Source organism: Leptospira soteropolitanensis (assembly GCF_026151655.1).
GTDB classification, from domain to species: domain Bacteria; phylum Spirochaetota; class Leptospiria; order Leptospirales; family Leptospiraceae; genus Leptospira_A; species Leptospira_A soteropolitanensis.
In genome coordinates this window covers 294,554-312,147 of sequence record NZ_JAMQPN010000003.1, presented here as the reverse complement: position 1 = coordinate 312,147, position 17,594 = coordinate 294,554, and the positions used below count along the sequence as shown (strand labels likewise).

Annotated in this window: 14 protein-coding genes; 7 read left to right on the top strand and 7 right to left on the bottom strand. The window is 36.4% G+C overall.

The genetic code is table 11. The features are described from left to right. Nucleotides 1-44 precede the first annotated feature (44 nt). Together ND811_RS09885 and ND811_RS09880 are read left to right on the top strand one after the other, a co-directional pair. Nucleotides 45-2,345 (top strand): ABC transporter permease, encoded by a 2,301-nt coding sequence (locus ND811_RS09885; RefSeq protein WP_265351869.1) that lies wholly within the window; start codon nucleotides 45-47, stop codon nucleotides 2,343-2,345. 1 nt (nucleotide 2,346) lies between these two features. Continuing rightward, complete coding sequence (locus ND811_RS09880) at nucleotides 2,347-3,222, top strand: efflux RND transporter periplasmic adaptor subunit (RefSeq protein WP_265351870.1); 876 nt, start codon at nucleotides 2,347-2,349, stop codon at nucleotides 3,220-3,222. Here ND811_RS09880 and ND811_RS09875 read toward each other — a convergent pair. Further along, the gene (locus tag ND811_RS09875; protein WP_322113467.1) at nucleotides 3,209-4,951 is read right to left on the bottom strand and encodes a sensor histidine kinase; all 1,743 of its coding nucleotides are present in this window, start codon (nucleotides 4,949-4,951) and stop codon (nucleotides 3,209-3,211) included. The two genes, ND811_RS09880 and ND811_RS09875, sit on opposite strands and share 14 nt — an antisense overlap. Before the next feature lie 256 nt (nucleotides 4,952-5,207). Next, nucleotides 5,208-5,747, bottom strand: coding sequence for a TetR/AcrR family transcriptional regulator (locus tag ND811_RS09870; RefSeq protein WP_265351872.1), 540 nt, complete (start codon nucleotides 5,745-5,747; stop codon nucleotides 5,208-5,210). A gap of 62 nt (nucleotides 5,748-5,809) precedes the next feature. Between ND811_RS09870 and ND811_RS09865 the strand changes: the two genes are divergently transcribed. Together ND811_RS09865 and ND811_RS09860 are read left to right on the top strand one after the other, a co-directional pair. Next, nucleotides 5,810-6,343, top strand: coding sequence for a dihydrofolate reductase family protein (locus ND811_RS09865; protein ID WP_265351873.1), 534 nt, complete (start codon nucleotides 5,810-5,812; stop codon nucleotides 6,341-6,343). Between the two features lie 146 nt (nucleotides 6,344-6,489). After that, nucleotides 6,490-7,278, top strand: coding sequence for a TrmH family RNA methyltransferase (locus ND811_RS09860; protein WP_265351874.1), 789 nt, complete (start codon nucleotides 6,490-6,492; stop codon nucleotides 7,276-7,278). A 4-nt stretch (nucleotides 7,279-7,282) separates the two neighbouring features. Here ND811_RS09860 and ND811_RS09855 read toward each other — a convergent pair whose 3' ends face one another. Genes ND811_RS09855 through ND811_RS09840 form a run of 4 tightly spaced genes read right to left on the bottom strand, consistent with a single transcriptional unit; the run spans nucleotide 7,283 to nucleotide 12,513 of the window. Then, the gene (locus ND811_RS09855) at nucleotides 7,283-8,329 is read right to left on the bottom strand and encodes a serine/threonine protein kinase (RefSeq protein WP_265351875.1); all 1,047 of its coding nucleotides are present in this window, start codon (nucleotides 8,327-8,329) and stop codon (nucleotides 7,283-7,285) included. 9 nt (nucleotides 8,330-8,338) lie between these two features. Next, on the bottom strand, nucleotides 8,339-9,235 hold the full coding sequence (gene dgcR / locus ND811_RS09850) for a diguanylate cyclase DgcR (protein ID WP_265351876.1): 897 nt from the start codon (nucleotides 9,233-9,235) through the stop codon (nucleotides 8,339-8,341). Nucleotides 9,236-9,247: 12 nt separating this feature from the next. Further along, nucleotides 9,248-11,038: a hypothetical protein gene (locus tag ND811_RS09845; RefSeq protein WP_265351877.1), complete on the bottom strand. Its 1,791-nt coding sequence runs from the start codon at nucleotides 11,036-11,038 to the stop codon at nucleotides 9,248-9,250. After that, nucleotides 11,035-12,513 (bottom strand): hypothetical protein, encoded by a 1,479-nt coding sequence (locus tag ND811_RS09840; protein WP_265361163.1) that lies wholly within the window; start codon nucleotides 12,511-12,513, stop codon nucleotides 11,035-11,037. Before ND811_RS09840 ends, ND811_RS09845 begins: the two co-directional genes overlap by 4 nt. A 142-nt stretch (nucleotides 12,514-12,655) precedes the next feature. Here ND811_RS09840 and ND811_RS09835 point away from each other — a divergent pair, with 142 nt between their 5' ends. The 3 genes from ND811_RS09835 to mdoH are packed head-to-tail and all read left to right on the top strand — an operon-like array spanning nucleotide 12,656 to nucleotide 16,681. After that, nucleotides 12,656-14,230, top strand: coding sequence for an OpgD/OpgG family glucan biosynthesis protein (locus tag ND811_RS09835; protein WP_265351879.1), 1,575 nt, complete (start codon nucleotides 12,656-12,658; stop codon nucleotides 14,228-14,230). Next, nucleotides 14,214-14,603 (top strand): hypothetical protein, encoded by a 390-nt coding sequence (locus tag ND811_RS09830; RefSeq protein ID WP_265351880.1) that lies wholly within the window; start codon nucleotides 14,214-14,216, stop codon nucleotides 14,601-14,603. Before ND811_RS09835 ends, ND811_RS09830 begins: the two co-directional genes overlap by 17 nt. Further along, nucleotides 14,600-16,681, top strand: coding sequence for a glucans biosynthesis glucosyltransferase MdoH (gene mdoH, locus ND811_RS09825; protein ID WP_265351881.1), 2,082 nt, complete (start codon nucleotides 14,600-14,602; stop codon nucleotides 16,679-16,681). The genes ND811_RS09830 and mdoH overlap by 4 nt, the downstream gene beginning before the upstream one ends. Here the strand turns inward: mdoH and ND811_RS09820 are convergent. After that, nucleotides 16,620-17,585, bottom strand: a complete 966-nt coding sequence (locus tag ND811_RS09820; RefSeq protein ID WP_265351882.1) for a YheT family hydrolase — start codon at nucleotides 17,583-17,585, stop codon at nucleotides 16,620-16,622. The genes mdoH and ND811_RS09820 overlap by 62 nt on opposite strands. Nucleotides 17,586-17,594: the final 9 nt, after the last annotated feature.

Sequence of the window (17,594 nt, the reverse complement as noted above, 5' to 3'; positions counted from 1 at the left end):
TAGGGAGGACCTTAAATCTAAAACTACTCAGAGACTTAAAGTCCATGTCAATGCAAGGGTTGACTGTTGGGCTAGTGATTGCTGCAGGAATCAGTTATTTTTCAGCATCTTGGGCTGCTTATTTTTCATTGATGGATGCAAAATTAAATTTTTACAGTAAACAAAATCTATGTGAAGGTTTTGTATATTTGAATCGTGCACCTTCTTATCTTGAATCCAAAATAAGATCACTACCTGGTATCTCAGATTTTGAAACTAGAATCTCAAAAGAAATTGTTTTAGATTTCCCAGGAGAAGTGTATCCATCAGCTGCTCAGTTAATATCACTGCCAGAACATACCAACACTCTATACTTAAAAAAAGGTTTTTTGCCAAAACAAAACCAAGATGTAGTGATCAGTGAAAACTTTGCTAATGCTAATCAATTAGAACCAGGATCAGTATTGTCATCTATCATTGGTGGGAAAAGAGTTTTTTTACAAGTAACAGGTGTTGGATTGTCACCAGAATTTGTTTATGTTTTTAGACCAGGGAATCCAATGCCTGACGATAAACATTACGGCATCATTTGGATGAAACGAGAAGCAATGGAAACAAACTTTAACTTCGAAGGGGCATTCAATCAGGTTATTTTCCATTTTGCATCAGAAGGAGAAGACAGGTTACGCACAATGCGTGACTTAGATGCTTTACTCGATGAGTTTGGTGGCTTAGGAGCAAAAGAAAGAAAACTATTACCTTCCGACTCTTTTTTAAGTGATGAGTTTAGACAACTAAGAACTACTGCCGTTTTTTTACCTGGAATCTTTTTAGCCATAGCAGCTTTTTTGTTACACATTATTTCTAATCGAATGATTTCAAAAGAAAGGGAACAAATTGCAACCTTACGAGCGCTTGGTTATACTTCGAAAGACGTAGCTTTCCATTATCTAAAACTAATTAGTTTTATCACTGCCATGAGTAGTATTCTTGGAGTCATTGTCGGATATTTTTTAGGTAACGCAATGACAGATTTGTATGGAAGATTTTACAAATTTCCGCAATTGATTCCAATCTTTCCTTCTGCCCTAGCTATATTTAGTTTCAGTTTTGGCATTCTCATTGGTGGACTTGGAACTATTGTCTCTTTACGTAGTATCATCAAATTAGATCCTGCGCAAGCCATGCGCCCTGCTCCACCTGGAACATACTCTATTTTCTTTTGGGAAACGTGGATTACCAATCTTAGAACGATACAAAGGATGGTTCTTCGGAATCTATTCAAACGCCCCGCAAGAACTATGCTCACAATTTTAGGATTGTCTACATCGATTATGATTATGATTATTGGCAATTTTATACAAGATACCGTTGGTACTTTGTTAGATTTACAATTTAATACAATCCAAAGAGAAACAATCACACTAGTTTTTAGAATCCCAGTAGAAGATTCTATATTGTTTGAATTAAAAGAGAAAAAAGGTGTATTTTTAGCAGAAGGACAGCGATCTATTCCTATCAAAATTATAAAAGATAGAAAATCAAAAGATACTATCTTAACAGGAATATCGGAAGGATCAGATTTAAGGCGAATCTTAAACCATGATTTACATCCAATCGATATTCCAGTGTACGGAATCATGATGAATACGGATCTTGCCAACAGAATGGGAATTCAAAAAGGAGAATCCATTTTCATTGAAACTCTTGATGGAGAAAAAAGAAAAATTAAAGTTACTGTTTCAGCGTTCGCAAATGAAATTTTAGGCCAGGGAGTTTTTATCAATCGTAACAATCTCAATCGGATGTTAGATGAAGGAAGTTTGATTAATCTTGCACTATTAAAGACTGATCCCTTAGAAGATAAAAACTTGATCGAAGAATTTAAGGACAATCCACTGGTCATTGGTCTATTTTCCAAAACCGCCATTCTTAATGGATTTAAAGAAGTTATGCAAAGATCTCTTCAGTCTACATCCATTGTCATTTTAATATTTACAATTATCATTTCCATTGGCGTCATCTATAATACTGCAATGATTACTTTATCTGAACGTATCTATGAACTTGGTAGTTTAAGAATTCTAGGGTTTAGCTTAAAAGAAGTATTCGAAATTATAGCTTGGGAATTAACATGGCAGATACTTATTGCCATTCCTATAGGATGTTTTTTTGGAAACAAAGTTGCCAATCTTATTTTAAATGTCAATGAAACGGAAGGGTTCAAAATCCCAGTTGTAATTTATCCTTCCACTTATTATTATTCAATTCTTTTGGCACTATTCACGGCTGGGATTAGTTTTGCCATCGTATATCGAAAACTAAAAACAATGGATTTATTAAGTGTACTCAAGGTGAGAGAATAATATGACAAAAGAAACTGTAATTGAATTTTTAAATACAAAGAATGCGAAAATTGCTCTAGGTATCATTTTGTTTTTTGGCTTTTCTTTTTTAATTTTAAAAAAGGATCCAAAGCCGGTTGAAATTGCCATTGTAAAAGAAGATATTTATAGGCAGATTTTGTCCGTTCAAGGGAAAACAAAAGTCAAAGAACTATATACTGCATATTCTCCCGTAAACGGTGTTATGCGTAGAGTAGAGCTGCATGCTGGTGACAAAGTTTCAAAGGGAATGACTCTTCTGACAATTGATTGGGACATTGTAAAAGCTGTAAAAGCAAGTGCCAATGGCCAAATATTAAAAGTATACCGTGAAAGCGCAGGGCCAGTAGTTATGGGTGAACGAATTTTGGACTATGGTGATGTATCCAAAATTGACGTATCCGCGTTTGTGTTATCAGAGGATATGCCTGATTTAAACTTAAAAGATAAAGTTCTACTCACTGGATTTGGAGAACATACTTTAGAAGGGCAAGTTTCTATCATTGAACCATCTGCGATTACCAAAATTTCATCATTAGGTGTAGAGGAACAACGTGTTCCTATATTTATTGAATTCAATCCACCGCCAGGGATTGGCGATGGATACGAATTAGAATGTAAAATTATCTTGTTTGAAAAACCAAATGCAATCGTTATCCCAACCTCAGCTTTGTTTCGTGAAGATGGGAAATGGTCTGTCTTTACTGTAGAAAAGAAGAAAGCAAAATTACGTTTTGTTGAAGTGGAACACCAAAGTGAAGGTGTTAGTATGATTAAAAGTGGACTATCCGTTGGAGAATCGGTTATATTGTATCCGGGAGATACCGTTGTAAATGGAACTAAAGTTATGCCCGAATAAGGACACTTGATTCTTTAGGTAAGGTAAAGAAAAATTTAGATCCCTTGCCTACTTCGCTCTCAACACGAATCATACCTCCGTGTTTTTCTATAAATTCTTTACATAAAATTAAACCCAACGCAGTCCCTCTTTCTCCAAGGGTTCCAGGCATACTAGTTTGTTTTGCATCGATTCGGAATAATTTATTTTGAATTTCAGATGAAATTCCAGTACCGAAATCTTCTACGCAAATTTCCAAGTCATCCCCAAAGGATTGAGATAAGATTTGGATTTCGCCACCAATATTGGAATATTTTATAGCGTTAGATATTAAATTCCTAAGAACCGTTTCAATCATCTTTTCATCAGCATAGACTTTTGACTTTGGATCCACAAAGTTTTTTACAGTGATCGATTTATTTTGAATCGAAAACGTTGCTGAGGCAATGGAAGATTCGATGGAATGAAATAAAGATATTTCCTCTGGGAAAAAAGCAATTTCCCCCGTTTGTGACCTAGCCCATGTGAGAAGATTCTCTAAGAGAGCATAAACCTCGCCAGAAGATTGAAAAAGAATACTTAAATCATTTTTCGTACGTTTTAAAGGACGTGAATCCAAATCTTCTAAAATCATACCTGCAAAGGTATTCATTCCTCCAATAGGACCCTTTAAATCATGAGCAATAATGGAAAAAAACTTATCTTTCGTATGATTTAACAGCTGTAATTCAGAGTAAATCTTATCCTTTTGAATTTCTGCTTTTTTTCTTTGATCAATATTCCTAGAGACGCCAAGAATATTAATAGTGCCATCAGGATTCCCTTGGAAAACCGTATTTGCTTCTATCCATATTGTAGATCCATCCTTACAATATTGCTCTACTTCGTCACTGAATGGTTTTCTTTCACCAGTTTCTTTAAATTCTTGGATACGTTCTGGCAGAATATCTAATATATATTTTAATGAAGTTGGAGTAAATGATTCTCTCAAAGAGTGATGGATCGTTTCTTCAGAAGTATAACCTGTTATATTAAATACCGACTGACTAACATATAGATATTTCTGTTCATCTAAATTTAGTACCCATATAACATCTGTCGTGTTTTCAGCAAGTAATCGATATTTCTGTTCACTTTCTTCTTCACTTTTGATGAAAATATCAATACACATCATCAAAAACCCAAATGTCATCATTACTGAAGTTATATAAAAAAATAAATAAGTGATATCTTGAATGGGGCCCTTACCAAAAGCAATCTCAGCAACAGATACATTGGCAAAGGTATAATAAATAAATCGAAAAAACAAGAAGATACCGCATGATAAATAAAAGATAGCGGCAAAACGAGAAGTCAATCGAGACTTTTGGTGGGCATATAGAATGGTCTTGCCCGAAAGCAGAAGTTGTAAACTAGCGGCAAAAGAAATCAAAGATATTCTATATTTAGGTGCAATTTCAGAAAATTGGTGTAAAGCAAGCAAAATGAAAACAAGGATTACCGAAGAAATTCCAGACCTCCACATTTGTTTCCGGTCGAACATTGATAAAATTATATTATTATAATATACCAATGAAAGTAAAATTAGCGAGTTTCCGGCACTGATCGAGACCCAATCCGGGATGGTACCTCTTAAGGCTCCCATGACGATCCAACCAAATGCTTGAAGCAAAGTAGCAATCGACCAATCCTTCACAAACCTGAGTTTTTGGAAATACCCTCGCGCCGCAAACCAGAGCCCTCCAGACATTAATAGACATCCGATGATGTTAATAAATACGACTGTTCGAGGATCTATGTTCATATTGGATCGGAAAACTAGAGAGTCTAAATAAATTCTTTTTTCCAATGTAATTTAATCAACTACAAATGGAAATTTATTAGAGAAATTTACTAAGAACAAGGAAATATCTCAAAACGAGGATTAGGTGGCGAAAAAGGGATCTCCCGACCCAATGAAATGAGCCATCTGTCACCATAAGCCCCCAAGAACACAGCAATACAGTCTATTTTTTGGAGAATTGATCCAAAAGATATGATAAAGAAATTTCAAATTCCTTCTGATTCGCGAGAATTTTTGCTTCATTACTTTTCCCTTTGGAGAAAAGCGAAGTAGAGGCCAAGGCATTCCCATGAATAAAGTCTATGATTACGTTTAAAATTATATAAACATCCATTTCAGGAAATGATTTTTGAACGAAACTTTGTAGTTTTTCATTTAATGATATAACGGAAGGGAATTCATCATAAGAATTTTTGACTAGATATAAAGACATTCCTGGGTATTCGATAAATAAATTCCAATAAGCAATCAAAACCTTTTTCAAGTTTATTTTAGGATTTCCATCGGAAACCGATATTTCCTTTTGGAACCGATTGAAAATTTGTTCTACCATTGATTTCGTAAGTTCTTCTTTATTGCGAAAGTAATGGTAGACTGCCATTGGATCTAAATTTAATTTCGCGGCTAATTTACGCATACTAAAGGAATCATATCCTTCTTTTTCGCAAATTTTCAGAGCCGTAAGTATAATTTTTTCTTTCATTTTAGTAAGTATTTTTCTACGGTGTAGAAAAATACTTCTACACCGTAGAGTTATCAAGTAATATGATAGAATATAAAGCATTTATTGCAAGTAGTTTAGATGGATTCATTGCAAGAACCGACGGATCTCTCGACTGGCTGACTTCAGAAAAATACAAGCTTGAAAATATCGATTTTGGTTATACATTATTTATGCAAAGTATCGATTGTATTGTAATGGGTAGAGTTACATTTGAAACAGTCATGCAATTTGAATCCTATCCTTTTCCAACGATACCTGTCTTTGTGCTTACTCAAAATCCTAAATACCAGATCCAATCTAATCATCCCATTTTTATTTTCAATGGAACCCTCGAAAATTTAACTTCCGAACTAGAGAATAGACAATTTAAATCTGCCTATGTTGATGGAGGTCAAGTGATTCAATCATTTATACACGAACGAAAGTTATCCGAAATTACCATCACAAGGATTTCTGTTTTGCTAGGATCTGGGTTAACTCTCTTTGGTAACTTGGATCTAGATCAAAATTTAAAACATATCAAAACGATCGCTTACGCCAATGGGTTCGTTCAATCAGAGTATCATTTCAGCTAACATGAACTTTCCTAAAGAATATTTCCGGAAATGCATTCTTTTCTTGAAGAGATAAAGGATTTATGTTAGGGATTTTAGAACAAACCCACAAGCCCGCCTCCACCACCCTATTCAGGGTGGGGGCTCTTCTGGGGCAATGAGACATAATGCAAACTATTCATTCGGCACAGGATCCTAGACTTTCCGCATACCAACTCCTGAAAGCAAAGGAAGAACCATCCGACAAATTCATTGCAGACCATGAAAAAACAGCGGTTAGACTTCTTAACTCAAACCTTAGTGTTGAATCCATTTTTTGTATGCCAAAATATTGGGAAAAACATAAAAATCTAATCCAGTCAAAAGAAATAGAGCCTAATAAATGTTTTGTTGCCGATAAATCAGTTTTTGAAGAAACCATTGGATTTTCGGTCCACCAAGGATTTATGGCAGTCGGTCTTCAAAAATGGAGTTCCTTATCTGAAGTGGAATCGCCAATTTTAGCAGTGAACTATATTGTTGATAGTGAGAACATTGGGTCCATTTTGCGAACCGCTGCTGCGTTTGGTATCCGCACTGTTATTTTTGATTCCAAATCAGCATCACCCTATCTCAGACGAAGCGTCAGAGTTTCGATGGGATCTTTATTTCAAATTCCGTTAGTTCGCACTCAAAATCTAAATGAAACTTTAATATCTTTAAAAGCTTCCGGGTATAATATTCTTTCACTGAGCCTCCCAAGAGAGGGAGAAAACCTATTATCCAAAACCAAATCGATTTACGAATTAAAGAAACAAAACCATTTTGTGTTAGTCGTTGGCAACGAATCAGATGGAATAACAAAGGATGTTTTAGACCTATCTGACCTCTTAATCTATATACCGATGAAAAACCAAATTGATTCTTTAAATGTTTCCCACGCACTTGCGGTTGCGTTGTCACATTTGGTTAGCTGATTTTCTAATTTTCCCAATCCCAAAAAAAATCCTTATTTGTCATTTCCGGTTCGGAATCTGCCTGATTGGATTTGATGTCCAAAGATTGTTCTTCCAAATCTTTTTTTGCGGATTCTAGATCGATTGTTTCTTTCAGCCAAAACTCTTCTGTACCAAAATGTGGGAAAAGTAATGGGAAAGATGGATCTTCCCATCGTTTAGCAATCCATGCGGCATAATGGATGTATCTAATAATACGAAGCGGTTCTACCAATTGTAACCAGCTTTCATCAAAGTCTGCAAACATGGTATAACCTTGTAAGAACTGAAATAAGTCATTCCTTCGATCTGACTCACCTAACGGAAGTAACATCCAAAAATCTTGAACGATAGGACCTGTCAAAAAATCATCGAAATCTAAAATACTGTATCCTTCTTGCGAAACAAGTAAGTTCCCTTTATGGCAATCTCCATGAATCCGCTGAAAAGGAATTTGATATTCTTTGACTAAAGATTCAAAAATTTCAAAAGATCTTAATGCGGTAGTTTTGTATCTTTCCGCCAAATTACTATTTGGTATTAGGTGTTTATCTAAAATAAAGTTCAGTGATTTCAATCCATAAGAAGGAATATCCAAAATTGGACGATGGATGGAGCCGGTTCTTTTTCCGACAGCATGAATCCTACCGAGCAGTGCACCTACTCGTTCTAAATCGGTACCCGAGATTTCCTCTACAATCCGGCCATTACGAAGTGGCCAAATTGCGAAAAATATTCCAGACCATTCAAATAAAGTTTTCCCTTCTATTGCAATTGGAGTCAGGACAGGGATTTCTTCTGAAATGAGCTCTTGTAAAAACCCATGTTCTTCAAGAATTTCCTCCCTTGTCCATTTCCCTGGTCGATAGAACTTTACAACGATTCGCCCAGAATTCGAAGTTTCGATGTCATAAACACGATTTTCAACACTATTCAAGGGATAAAATCTACCAGTAGGTTCATAACCCAATGATTCAAGGGAATTTAAAATTGTGTCAGGTGTTAGCTGGTAAAATGAGTGGTTAATGTCCAATTTAATAATTTAACTTACAATACGATTTCGACCAGAGGATTTAGCCTCATATAAGAGCTTGTCTGCTGTTCTAAGAAGATCGGCTGGATTTTCTATAATAGTAATATCCCCACCAGCAACACCTCCGCTAAAAGATACTTTGAATTTCTCTCCTGCCTCCGATTGTAATTCAAGATTAGAAACGGATTCTCTAATTTTATCGAGCACCTTTGTTGCGTCAGATACTCCGGTTTCTGGAAACACGATCACAAACTCCTCGCCACCAAATCGCGATATGATATCGGATTTTCTTAAAGATGTTTTCAACTCAAATGCTATCCTTTTTAAAACTATATCACCTGTTTCATGTCCATAGGTATCATTTACTTTTTTAAAGAAATCAATATCTATCATAGCTAAAGATAAATTATGTTTATGCCTCTTACATCGCTGAAACTCTTGCTCTATCCTTTCTTCCATATAGCGACGGTTATACAAACCTGTCAGCACATCGCGAATAGCAGTTTCACGTAGTTGGTCGTGCAAAGATTTCATCCTTAAAGCACTAAAAATCCTAGCTAAAAGTTCAATTTCCTTTGCAGGTTTTGTGATGTAGTCAGTAGCACCAGCTTCAATAGCAAGTTTTAAGTTCTCTGGTTCTGTATGGCCAGTAACCATTATGATCGGAAGCCAACCGATGGGAGAAGAAGAAAATATTTCAGAAATCAATTCAATCCCAGAACCATCTGGCAATTCCCAATCGAGGAGAACCACATCCACTTGGTCCCTGCTGATAATCTCCCTTGCATCAGAAAGAGAGATTGCCTCCAAAGGAGCATATCCATGATTTGAAATCCACCGATTGAGAAGTTTTCTTTGTAATTCGGAATCCTCAATGATGAGAATTTTTTTTCTTTCTTTCTCCATTCTCCAACGGTTTCATTTTTTCTTTTTTTTACCTAGTATTTTTTCAACTTCTCCCTCTTCTAAAGGAACTTTTACTACAGTTCCCCCTTCTTTGCGGATTTGGTCCATATCGACAACGGCTCCAGTCAATAAACGAGATGCCTTTTTTGAACCATCTTTGACACCATAGACCACCCACTTACCTCCTTCAAGGGATAACACTAAATAAGTACAGTCAGCCACCGCAAGTATGGAATGAGCGGACATATGTGATACAAATTCATAACTCAGTACAATCCCTGAACCAATGACAACACCTGAAGGAACACCAACTGCTTTTGTTAATTGATAAATGCCGTAGGTCGTACCAGTTCCAAAGGAAGCTGCTGTTCCAACCACGCCAACAGTGCCTGCTGCTACTTTTGTAGAAGCATAAGTAACAGTCTGTGCCGTTGCTGAGGTACCTGCAAATGTTGCTCCGGTGACTGTTCCTGAAATGGCAAGGCCCCCTCCTAATACTGTTTGTCCTGAGGTAACACCCACAAGACTCATTGGAGCTAAAATATATTTTCCAGAAGTCTCTGTCACTACAGCAGCCGTTTTTACAGAATAGGCAGAAGTTTTCCTAGCAACCGCAGAAGTGACTTTAGCACCTTTCTCCATAGACTGAACAGATTCATTTAATACGACTTCCGTACTATTCAATAGTCCTCCGAAAGCAAGCTCAACACTTGGCGCAGTAATATATACAACACCTTTCCCTGCAAGGGCAAATGTTTCCACCAAACAGAAAAGACCTGTTCCAAAAGAATTAGTTGCTACGACCGCAGGATAAATGATTCCGTTCCAAGTTACATATCCAACAGAAAGCAATGTCACTTTTCCGATAGGTTTTATGATTCCATCATAAAACAATGCTTTAGTCGTTCGAGAAAATGCTTTGAGTAAGGCCAAAGGGACACCTTCTCCATCCGCTATAGATTCGATATCTGCTTTAGCTCGACCTAGTTCGTTTGAAGTATCTTGTCCAAAGGAAAAAATTGTTTCTTTCCAATTTCCAAAAATCTTTTCAGAAACTGAAGAACGAAATTCCTCAATATCTGAAAATCGACGTTTCCAACTTCCAGATTTTAAGTCATCATAAGTCTCATCATAAGCAGACTTCAAAGAATCGTCTAAGTCCACATATCCATATACTGTCGATTCAAAAACTTTTTGAAAATCTTGTTTGTACTGATTGAATCTCTTTTTTGCAGAAGGAGAATAGTCCGGAGTTTCTTTTTGGTTTAGTTGCATATCTGCCCATTCATCCCACTCTTTACGTATGACTTCCGAATTTGCCACAACTGCTTTATGCGTATCTAATCCTCTTTCCCAAGAAGAGCCCACAAGCCCATAAGATTCTGCAACAGAAGCATACATAATAAATAACCCTGGTTTGGTGGCATTTTCACTCAAATATTGAACTGCGGCGTTTCCTTTGTCATTTAGTTTACCAGCGGCAGACCAACTCATTTTTGTTCCGTCTTTAACAATAACAACCGACTCTTTCGCTTTCAAAACAGACTTGGAAAATTCTTCTCCTGCAAAACCAATTCTTTGGCCCATAACAAATACAGTGGATTCATGAAATGGAGGAATAAACTTGATACTTGTTCCTTTGACTGGAAGTGCTCCCTGGTAGTACAGGGATGTATGGCCTTCGATGGCTAATTTTTTCGTATTCTTTAATGGATCTTCTTTTTGGTTTGTGCCAGAGCAGGCAAAAAAGAATAAAGATGGAAAAACAGAAATTAAAATAACTTTGTAGATGTTTGATTTCATTTTTTTTCAGAGGCCTTTGCATTTGCACGTTTTGATTGTTCGGCGATTTCCGCATCTAAAACTTTCTTTATGATTTTTGGATCATCGGTTAGGATTTTTACTTTACCCGCTTTTTTTGCCTCTTCTAAATTAATAACGGACCCTGTCGGTGCATCGTCAAATCCCGCATAATTATCCTTCACAACTGCAATCACAACTCTTGGACCATCATAAATAATTAGTATTGGTCCATCAACAGCCGTTAGCAACAATTGCGATGGGAGGACTGTAAGTGCAGCATAACCTAAAATCATTCCAGAACTCATTGCATAAAATCCAGATTCAGCAGTTCCCTTAGATAAATCATATACCATCCCCGTAGCGTAAGCTCCTGTGTCCAAGGTCGCTCCGCCAACAGCTCCAATCGTTCCCCCTGTAGTTGTTGCAGCGACAGAAGTTACTTGGTTGAAAGCAGCAAGAGTAGTCCCGCCTGTATACGTGGGAATCGTAGCTGATGCAGACAATAATCCAATAGAACTGAAAAGACCTGCCTCTAAGGTAGGAGAAATCACCCGATAACCAGACTTAGTCGAATAATAAAGAACAACCCCGGTTGATATTAAAGCATTGGAAGAAAAATTCATAGTTTGCGAAAGGGGAACATATACACCGTTAACAACCAAAATCTCTCCAGTATTTTTCCCAGTCTTAGCAATAGGAGAAACTATTACCTCCTTTATTGCGACAGAATAACCTCGGAATATATCCACAAGTGCCAAAAGAGAATTCCCACTTTCCCCCGATTCTTCGTAATTTTTTGTAAACTCATCGGAGGCCTTCGAGAAGGAATCACTCCATGCAGATATTATGTTTTTAGAATTTTGATTCAATGTAGAAGTAAACAAATCATTTAACTTATCGCTAGTTTTTGCGCGTTCCCTGCCAAATTCCTTCAAAGTTGAAAACATTTGTACCGTATCCGATTCTACTCTTGGTACCAAATAAATATATCCCAATAAAAACCTAGATCCAGCCTGTTTAAAACTTTCTTTTGAAGTTTTCCATTGTGCTTTACTTAATTGCCAACCAGCATCATAAATATCTTCTGTTCTTTTTGAAGAATCTTTATATCCTTCACTTGTCCAAGATAAAACCGAATCCATTGTTTCGCCTAATTTTCCTGGATAATCGGCACTTCTTTTTTTCATATGAACAAGAACCGTGGCCTTCGCTACTCGAGCGCTCATTCCACCGTTCTCATAAACCAAATCCATACTCTTTGTTCCTGAAGGTATGACCGCCCATCCATTTTCATAGAGGTTTTTTCTCGAACCAAGAGAGTTGGCAGTGAGCGGCGCAATTCTTTTGAACGATTGCGGTTTATTGGAACTAAAGACAGATTCTCCAAAAATCTTATCTGTTTTTTGCGAACCGGAACATTGTAGAAATAAAGCGACGACTAACAAGAGGAAAGATAGTATTGAAACAAGTTTCATAAGATGAGGGAACAATATAGAAACGTTTAAAATATGCAATAGAAAAAAATTGCTTGCTTGCTTAATCCATGTTTAGTGAGACAAAAATGCCACAATAGATTAAATACGTGACCGCAAAGATTAAAGAATAATTATTACATCTATGAAGAAACTGAACATATATCTTGCACTCATTGCCTTGGTATTGTGTGTCGTAATCATCATCAGAAAAAACGATCTGACTCTCAATAGTTTAACTACGGTATTGGCGATTTCTACTAACGATGAAGTATTTGATTTCAACAAAGTAGATTCAATCGTAAAACAAAAATTAAAATCAAAGTTCACTCCAACTCCTGAATTTAAAATTCCCGGACTCGATGGGATTAGTTATGAAGATTATCGCCAAATTGAATACAAACCCGATGTCGCTATTTGGAAAAATCTTGCCCTACCCTACCAACTTCATTTTTTCCATCCAGGCCACATCTATAGCAATGGAATCCAAATTTATGAAGTAATCAACGAGAAACCCATAGAAATACCTTATGATGCTTCTCGGTTTAATTTTGGTGATTTACCACTCACTGATTCTTTTACTGAGCTTTCTAAAAAACTTCATTATACAGGTTTTCGAGTTCATTATCCAATCAACCAAAAAGAAATTTTAGAAGAATTTTTAGTCTTTCAAGGATCCTCATATTTCAGAGCCATCTCGAAAGGCCAAATTTATGGATTATCGGGAAGAGGTCTTGCTATCAATACGGGCCCACAAGACAAAGAAGAGTTCCCTATATTCGAAAGTTTTTATATCAAACGCCCACAAAAAACAGACACAACCATTACGATTTATGCAATCATGAATAGCGAATCTGTAGTCGGCTCTTATGAATTTCTGGTTACGCCTGGTGAAGTGACAAACATTGATGTTAAGGCAAAAATTTACCTGCGGAAAAAAATCAAACGACTCGGATTTGCACCGATTACATCCATGTATTTATATGGAGAATCCGATAACCCCATTTTAGGCAATATTCATCCAGAAGTACACGACTCCGATGGCCTTCTTATTCAAAACAAAATGGGAGACTGGGAATGGAGACCCTTGATCAATCCTAAAAAAACCCAACTAACGCGAATTCCACTAGATTCTCCCAGGGGATATGGCCTAATCCAAAGAGACCGCAAATTTAAAAGTTACCAGGATGAAAAACTAAAATATCATTTGAGACCAAGCCTATGGGTAGAACCAAAGGGAGATTGGGGTAAAGGGAATTTATACTTACTGGAATTCACTACCAATTTGGATTCCGACGACAATATCACCACTTTTTGGGAACCGTCCATTCCACCTAACTTGAACGAAGGTTACGAATTTCAGTACACACTACATTATACAGAAAGGTCACCCAAACAACACACACTGGGGAAAGCTTCGGCATTTTACAGGGGCGTTGATCCCCTTTTCCCAAAGGAAAAAGTGTTTACCTTGTACTTTACGGGTGACTATCTAAAATCTTTGGATAAAAAAACATTAATCAAAGCTGTTATCCAAAACGACAAAATTTCCCCTGAACAAATTCGCTACAAAATTGAAAAAATATCTGAGTTGGATCAGTGGCGTTTACAAATCTGGTATCCCGCATTTGTTAATGAATCCAATTGGAATATTTTTCTTGAAAACCAAAATCAAAGGATCACAGAAACTTGGATCTATAGAGATGGACTATCCAAATAATATGGAATATATGAATGAGTTTAGTGAGAGGGTTCGATCCTATCTAATTTTAATTGGGATCCAGAACGAATACAGAATCGCCGAAATCTTAAGTGACTTTTTTAAGTCCACTGACCTGAAAAAAGAATTCCCAACTGATTGGGAACGTTGGCAAAATTATTTAAAAACAAAAGAGATAGAACCAAAATATCTCTTACCGATTGCTAGCAGATCCTGGCAATTCGGTTCAATGATACCACAATCCGCCGAATGGAAACGAGATACAAAAATAAACAAACAATCCATCATCAGCTCTTTAAAACCATTATTCATTATTGCTTCTATCTTTCTTTGGAGCCTTCTCTACTATTTGATTATATTTAGGTTGTTATGATCCATATCCATCGCACTTTATTTTTTCTAACGTTTGTTACTCCTGTTCTCATTGGGTTTAGCTTATTCATTGACATTATTTCCTTTCGCGGAATTGAAATTCCTGAGTATTACCAATTTATAACACTAATTTTTCTTTTGCCAATGTTGTCTTATGGGGCAAGCACAGCTTTATTTGGATTCATACTTTCCCAAAAAAAGAATGCAGACAGTCTCCTAAAAGCAAAACGGATCCCAACCAAGGAATTGGACTTCAAACTATTAGAATCTATCAATGTTGCTGTCGTAATGCCAGTGTATGAGGAAAATGAAATTTCAATATTTTCCAGAATCAAAGTGATCTTTACATCAGTAGAAAAAATTCATAAACTACCAAAACTAGACTTTTTTATTCTTAGCGATACAAGAACACCGGAAAAATGGATCAAAGAAGAAGCAGCCTATATAGAGTTATGCGAATCAACAAACAACTTTCATAATTTCCATTACCGAAGACGAAAAAGCAATCTCAATGGAAAAAGCGGAAACATCGCAGACTTCTGTAGAAGATGGGGGAAACAGTACAAATACATGATCATTCTTGATGCAGATAGCCTTGTATCAGGAGATCTCATCATTCAACTCATCGCAAACATGGAAAAAAATCCAAACGCAGGAATCATTCAGTCCGGCACTAAAATTTTCCGCACAACGACCTTATTCCAAAAATTAACGGAATTCTCATCCTATTTATTCAGCCCCTTTTTCTTAAAAGGAGCAAACTTTTGGCAAATCGATTCATCAGGGTATTGGGGACACAACGCCATACTGAGGGTTAAACCTTTTATGGAACATTGTGCACTCCCCCACCTACCTGAATACGGAGGTCTTGGTGGAAAAATTCTAAGCCACGATACAGTCGAAGCTGCTTTAATGAGAAAAGCGGGTTTTGAAGTTTTATGTGCTTATGAACTGGAAGGAAGTTACGAAGAAAACCCACCTAACATTATAGATACGCTAAAAAGGGACCAACGTTGGTGTCAGGGAAATTTACAACATTTTTGGTTCCTATTCGGTAAAAAAATTCCACTGATCAATCGAATCCATATTCTCAATGGGATTTTGTCTTACCTTAACTCGCCGATTTGGATGTGTTATATCATTCTAAGTTTATGGAACTATTTGGAAGACAGTAAATATTTGAATTATTCCATGTTACCCGAAGAATATGAATTCTTCAAATCTCAAATTTACGACCCACTTTACATAAAGTTATTATACTTATCTATATTATTACTATTTTTACCGAGAATACTTAGTTACATAAGTCTTCCTCTATTACAAATCATAAAAAAATTTCCAGCTTTTCTTCTGGAAACCCTATTTTCAATACTGATTGCCCCTATTTATATGATTTATCATAGCATCTTTGTTTTTTCTATCTTACTAAATAAACGAATAAGTTGGGGCCCACAGAACAGAGATGCCAATTCAGAATATAATATCTCCTACATAATTTCCTCTTTCTTTGGAGTGACCATTCTCGGTTTTGCTTGTGCTTATATCAGCTATAGCCATTCGACCATGTTGTTTCTTCTAACACTGCCTATATGGATCGGTTGGATTTCAGCCATTCCTTTAGTAATCTTGACTGGCAAAGAATTTAAATCTCTAAACAAAATCCTCAGTATCTCTTTTTGGAAACCCGACAAGCAATTAATTGGCAATTTAGAAGAAGAACTAAAAACACATAAAAACAGTTACCTCGAAGGTCGTGAATTGTTTTTTGCATTAGTCCACCCAGTCTTTCACAACAGACACAAACAACTCCAAGGGAACAAACTATACTCATCTAAACTTCCAAAAACTATCGAAGAAAATTTTTCAATTTTACTAAAACGAGGACCCGAATTTTTAGAAAAAAAAACTCTTCTAAAAATCTTATCCAACAGAGAACTACTGGATTCCTTTTATTGGAAATTTTGGACTTCAAAAAAAGAAGATTGGGGGAATTACTGGAAAACGATTTGGGAAGAAATCAACCCATCTTTTTTTCCATCAATTTCCAATAATAAGAAGACCGATTCAAGTCTTCGATAAATCCGCAGTGTCCGCCCTTTGACTCAATCACCACTTCAAGATAGGAAGAAGGCGGAATTTCAGCAAATTCCTTCCAAGGAATAACAGGATCATCCATAGAAGTTAAAATGGTTGTAGGAATTCGTACTGACTTAAAAAACAAATCATTCAGAGTATAAGAATTAAAATATTCATCCACAGAGGAAAATTGCGAAAACTCCTTCACCATTTTCTCTGTTAAATGCATAACAGATTGATAATTATCCAAGTCATGAAAAGAATATAAGTGCGGGAATAAATTAGCTTTTTTGATTAAAGAAGATTTCCATGAGTTCAAAAAATACTTTCTAAGGAAAGGGTGTTCATCCATTTTTATGGTCGCTCTTTTGGGATCCAAAGCTGGACTAAAAGCAAAACAATGTTTTAACCCATGAATCTGATCTACAGCTTTCGATAGAGAATGACGAGCTGCCATTCGCAAAACAAAATTTCCACCTAAAGAAAAACCAGCCAAGTAAACAGGTCCTTTTGACCCAAAATATTTTACTAGTTCCCGCACCGCGTCATAGGTCTCGGGAAGCAAACTCCCGTTAAAGATACCTTCATTAAGGTGATGGGTATCTCCGTGATCTCGCAAATTCAAGCGATAAACCGAAAATCCTCTTTTTAAAAAATGACTTGTAGTTCGGATAATATAACTGGAATGGATACTTCCTTCCCAACCATGTACCAACACAACAAGACCCTTAGGTTGGGATACTTCATGAATGCGGGCTAGAAGTGTAGTTCCATCTTTTGCTTTCACTGACCTCCATTCACCAGCAATCGCGTGAGTGTATCTTTTATCGGATTTAGATTTAAATGAGGCCAAAAATGACTGAACCAAAGGACCAGAAAAAATCGGTAACGGTTTAAAAAGGCTCATGAACTATCC

Coding starts and splice junctions, on each gene's coding strand:
- ND811_RS09870 (WP_265351872.1), bottom strand. CDS start 5,747: ATGAAAGAAAAAATTATACTTACGGCTCTGAAAATTTGCGAAAAAGAA.
- ND811_RS09840 (WP_265361163.1), bottom strand. CDS start 12,513: ATGAAACTTGTTTCAATACTATCTTTCCTCTTGTTAGTCGTCGCTTTA.
- ND811_RS09820 (WP_265351882.1), bottom strand. CDS start 17,585: ATGAGCCTTTTTAAACCGTTACCGATTTTTTCTGGTCCTTTGGTTCAG.
- ND811_RS09865 (WP_265351873.1), top strand. CDS start 5,810: ATGATAGAATATAAAGCATTTATTGCAAGTAGTTTAGATGGATTCATT.
- mdoH (WP_265351881.1), top strand. CDS start 14,600: ATGATCCATATCCATCGCACTTTATTTTTTCTAACGTTTGTTACTCCT.
- ND811_RS09830 (WP_265351880.1), top strand. CDS start 14,214: ATGGACTATCCAAATAATATGGAATATATGAATGAGTTTAGTGAGAGG.
- dgcR (WP_265351876.1), bottom strand. CDS start 9,235: ATGGAGAAAGAAAGAAAAAAAATTCTCATCATTGAGGATTCCGAATTA.
- ND811_RS09835 (WP_265351879.1), top strand. CDS start 12,656: ATGAAGAAACTGAACATATATCTTGCACTCATTGCCTTGGTATTGTGT.
- ND811_RS09885 (WP_265351869.1), top strand. CDS start 45: ATGTCAATGCAAGGGTTGACTGTTGGGCTAGTGATTGCTGCAGGAATC.
- ND811_RS09875 (WP_322113467.1), bottom strand. CDS start 4,951: ATGTCTGGAGGGCTCTGGTTTGCGGCGCGAGGGTATTTCCAAAAACTC.
- ND811_RS09860 (WP_265351874.1), top strand. CDS start 6,490: ATGCAAACTATTCATTCGGCACAGGATCCTAGACTTTCCGCATACCAA.
- ND811_RS09845 (WP_265351877.1), bottom strand. CDS start 11,038: ATGAAATCAAACATCTACAAAGTTATTTTAATTTCTGTTTTTCCATCT.
- ND811_RS09880 (WP_265351870.1), top strand. CDS start 2,347: ATGACAAAAGAAACTGTAATTGAATTTTTAAATACAAAGAATGCGAAA.